The sequence below is a fragment of the Achromobacter sp. genome (genome assembly GCF_049647645.1).
GTDB lineage: Bacteria > Pseudomonadota > Gammaproteobacteria > Burkholderiales > Burkholderiaceae_B > Achromobacter.
Genome location: NZ_JBARYB010000021.1, coordinates 1 through 2,836, shown reverse-complemented (window position 1 = coordinate 2,836; position 2,836 = coordinate 1). Strand labels below are relative to the sequence as shown.

Here is a 2,836-nt window from a genome sequence, read left to right as displayed (position 1 = left end):
GCTTGCGCCCAAGGCCGGCCCCATGCCCCCGGCGGTATCGGCCGCCGCGCCACGCGCGGCGGACAACACGCCGGTCGCGCTGTGGTTCGGCAAGGACGAAGCCATGCGCACGCAGATCACCGTGCTGGGCGTGATCGCGGCAGGCGCCGACGGCGCCGCCGTGCTCAGCATCGACGGCGGCCCGCCGCTGGCCTGGCGCGCGGGCGGCGAAGTGGCCCCCGGCATCGTGCTGCGCGAGGTCGCCGCGGACGCGGTGACAGTGGAGCAGGCCGGGCGCGCCAGCCGCCTGCCCGCGCCGGCCGCACTGCCCGCGCCCGCCGGCATATCACGCGAAAAATGAGCGCGGCCGCGCGTGCGGCGATGAATGCCATGCGCGTGGATCGGGCCTACGCTTATTTGGCGGCGTCGTGAGTATTGCTGTCATATTTCATGTCCACAATCCTCCGCTTCTACTGAAAGACCGGAGTCATCAAGTGCGTCAGTTACCGCGCGGGCTTGCCCGCCAGCAAGGTTTCACCCTGATCGAGATCATGGTGGTGATTGTGATCATGGGGATACTTGCGGCGCTGATCGTTCCCCGCGTGCTCGACCGCCCCGACCAGGCCCGCCAGGTCGCCGCGCGCCAGGATATCGCCGGCATCATGCAGGCGCTGAAGCTGTATCGCCTGGACAACGGCCGTTACCCCAATACCGCGCAGGGCTTGCGCGCGCTGGTGCAGAAGCCCGACGGCGCGACCAACTGGCGCGGCTACCTGGACAAGCTGCCCAACGATCCCTGGGGCCATCCCTACCAATACCTGAGCCCTGGCGTCAAAGGCGACATCGATGTGTTCTCGTTCGGCGCCGACAACAAGCCCGGCGGAGAAAGCGGCGATGCCGACATCGGTTCCTGGGAACTCTGAGCGCGGCTTCACGCTGGTCGAAGTCCTGGTCGTGCTGGTGATCGTGGCGATCGCGGCCAGCATGGTGAGCCTGTCCGTGGGCCGTGGCGAAAACAGGCTGCGCGGCGACGCCCAGCGCCTGGCGGACGCCTTCACGGTGGCGCAGAGCGAGGCGCGCAGCGACGGCCGCCCGATACGCTGGTTGGCCAGCGGCCAGGGCTGGTCGTTCGAGCGTCAGGGACGGCTGCCGGGACTCAGCGCCGAGGAAGACAGGCCCCTGCCCCTGGACAAGATGGAACGCGACGAGGTGCTGCGCCCGCAATCCTGGTCGACCGCCCCGGTGGAGCTGCGGCTCGATCCGGACCGGCCGCTGGTGTTCAACACGGAATGGGTCGCCGCGCCCATTACGCTGACGTTGAGCGCGGGAGAAGCCCGCATCACTCTGCTGCGCGATGCCGCGGGCCGCTATGAAATTCAATGAGCCGCCCCGCCCGCCCGCTCGGCAGCGCGGCTTCACGCTGATCGAAGTGCTGGTCGCCCTGGCCATCATCGCCGTCGCCATGGGCGCCGCCCTGCGCGCCACCGGCGTCATGGCGGAGAACAACCGCGCCCTGCAGGACAAGACGCTGGCGCTGCTGGCCGCGCAGAATGCGCTGACCCAACTGCGGCTGGAACAGACCCTGCCGCGCGCCGGCACGCGCAGCGCGCCCTGTCCGCAAGGCGGCCGGGCGCTGCAATGCGAAATGGAGTTTACGAATTCGATGAACCGGAGTTTTCGCCAGGTGTCGGTCAAGGTGCGCGACGCTGGCGCTCCACGGGCGGACGCCGTGCTGCTGCAGCTCGACGGCCTGCTGTCCAGCCTGCGATAGCCATGCGCCGCCCTCCCCGATCCCAAGCCGGCTTCACGCTGATCGAAGTGCTGGTGGCCCTGGCGCTGATGGCGCTGGTCAGCCTGATGGCCTGGCGCGGCCTGGCCAGCGTGTCCAGCGCCCGCGACCGCATCGAGGAGCAGGCCGAGGACATCGACGCCATCGTCCGCACGCTGGGCCAGCTGGCGCGCGATGTCGAACTGTCCTACACCGGCCCGGGCTTCGACCCGGCGGGCCTCGATGCGCAGGCCTACACCAGCGGCCTGCGCCTGTTGCGCCGCGCAAGCGGCGGCCCGGTGTTCGAGATCCTGCGCCCCGATCCCGACGGCAATGGCCTGTGGCAGCGCGTGCAATGGCAGGTGCGCAAGGACGGCCTGTGGCGCGCCAGCGGGCCGTCGGCCGCGCGCAGTCCACTGCCGGCCGCGGGCGCAGGTATCCTGCTGCTGCCCGGCACGCGGGCCCTGAAGCTGCGCGCCTGGGTACCAGGGACCGGCTGGGTAGATGGCGAGACCAGCCTGGCCGCCGCCCCGAGCGGCCTGGAGATCGCTCTGGAGCGAGGCTCTCCCGTCACTCCAGAGCGCTACACCCGCGTGTTGGAGCTGCCATGAGCCCCGCTCGCCCCGCCGGGCGCGAACGCGGCGCCGCCGTCGTCAGCGCGCTCATCATCGTCGCCATCGTCGCGGCCTTGACCACCGGCCTGTTCCAGCGCCAGACCGCCAGCACGCGGCGCGTGGAAAATGAAATGGCGCGGGTGCAGGCGCGCGCCATGCTGGCCGGCGGCATCGACTGGGCCCGCCTGATCGTGCGCGACCACGGCAAGCGCGAATCCACCACCCGCGGCGACCAGATCTGGGCCACCCCGGTACTCGACACCCGCATCGAGCGGCCCGGCGACGAGCGCGTCGCCGTGTTCTCCGGCCGCGTGCAGGACGAGCAAGGCAAATACAACCTCTACAACCTGGCGAACAATGGCGTGCCGCAGCCCGAGCAGGAACTGGTGCTGCGCCGGCTGCTGGGTGCGCTGCAGCTGCCGGACGCGCTGGCCGCGCGCATGGTCGAGATCATGGCGGCCGCGCAGCCCGTGGC

General features: G+C 70.6%; 5 protein-coding genes and 1 pseudogene. All 6 read left to right on the top strand.

Features of this window, described 5'->3' with window-relative positions:
* The coding region (locus tag WBB14_RS02345) for a hypothetical protein (protein WP_424238401.1) at positions 1–340 on the top strand (340 nt) is incomplete at its 5' end.
* Between the two features lie 133 nt (positions 341–473).
* Positions 474–902, top strand: a complete 429-nt coding sequence (gspG, locus tag WBB14_RS02340) for a type II secretion system major pseudopilin GspG (RefSeq protein WP_013393308.1) — start codon at positions 474–476, stop codon at positions 900–902.
* Positions 874–1,362 (top strand): type II secretion system minor pseudopilin GspH, encoded by a 489-nt coding sequence (gspH, locus tag WBB14_RS02335; protein ID WP_424238400.1) that lies wholly within the window; start codon positions 874–876, stop codon positions 1,360–1,362. The genes gspG and gspH overlap by 29 nt, the downstream gene beginning before the upstream one ends.
* Complete coding sequence (gene gspI / locus WBB14_RS02330) at positions 1,349–1,750, top strand: type II secretion system minor pseudopilin GspI (RefSeq protein ID WP_424238399.1); 402 nt, start codon at positions 1,349–1,351, stop codon at positions 1,748–1,750. Before gspH ends, gspI begins: the two co-directional genes overlap by 14 nt.
* Before the next feature lie 2 nt (positions 1,751–1,752).
* The gene (locus tag WBB14_RS02325) at positions 1,753–2,358 is read left to right on the top strand and encodes a PulJ/GspJ family protein (RefSeq protein ID WP_424238398.1); all 606 of its coding nucleotides are present in this window, start codon (positions 1,753–1,755) and stop codon (positions 2,356–2,358) included.
* Positions 2,355–2,836: pseudogene (locus WBB14_RS02320) on the top strand (type II secretion system minor pseudopilin GspK); the annotation flags it as partial. The gene WBB14_RS02325 and the pseudogene WBB14_RS02320, both read left to right, overlap by 4 nt.

Bases quoted from the DNA above. Each gene is read 5' to 3' on its own strand.
- gspH (WP_424238400.1), top strand. From the start codon at position 874: ATGCCGACATCGGTTCCTGGGAACTCTGAGCGCGGCTTCACGCTGGTC.
- gspI (WP_424238399.1), top strand. From the start codon at position 1,349: ATGAAATTCAATGAGCCGCCCCGCCCGCCCGCTCGGCAGCGCGGCTTC.
- WBB14_RS02325 (WP_424238398.1), top strand. From the start codon at position 1,753: ATGCGCCGCCCTCCCCGATCCCAAGCCGGCTTCACGCTGATCGAAGTG.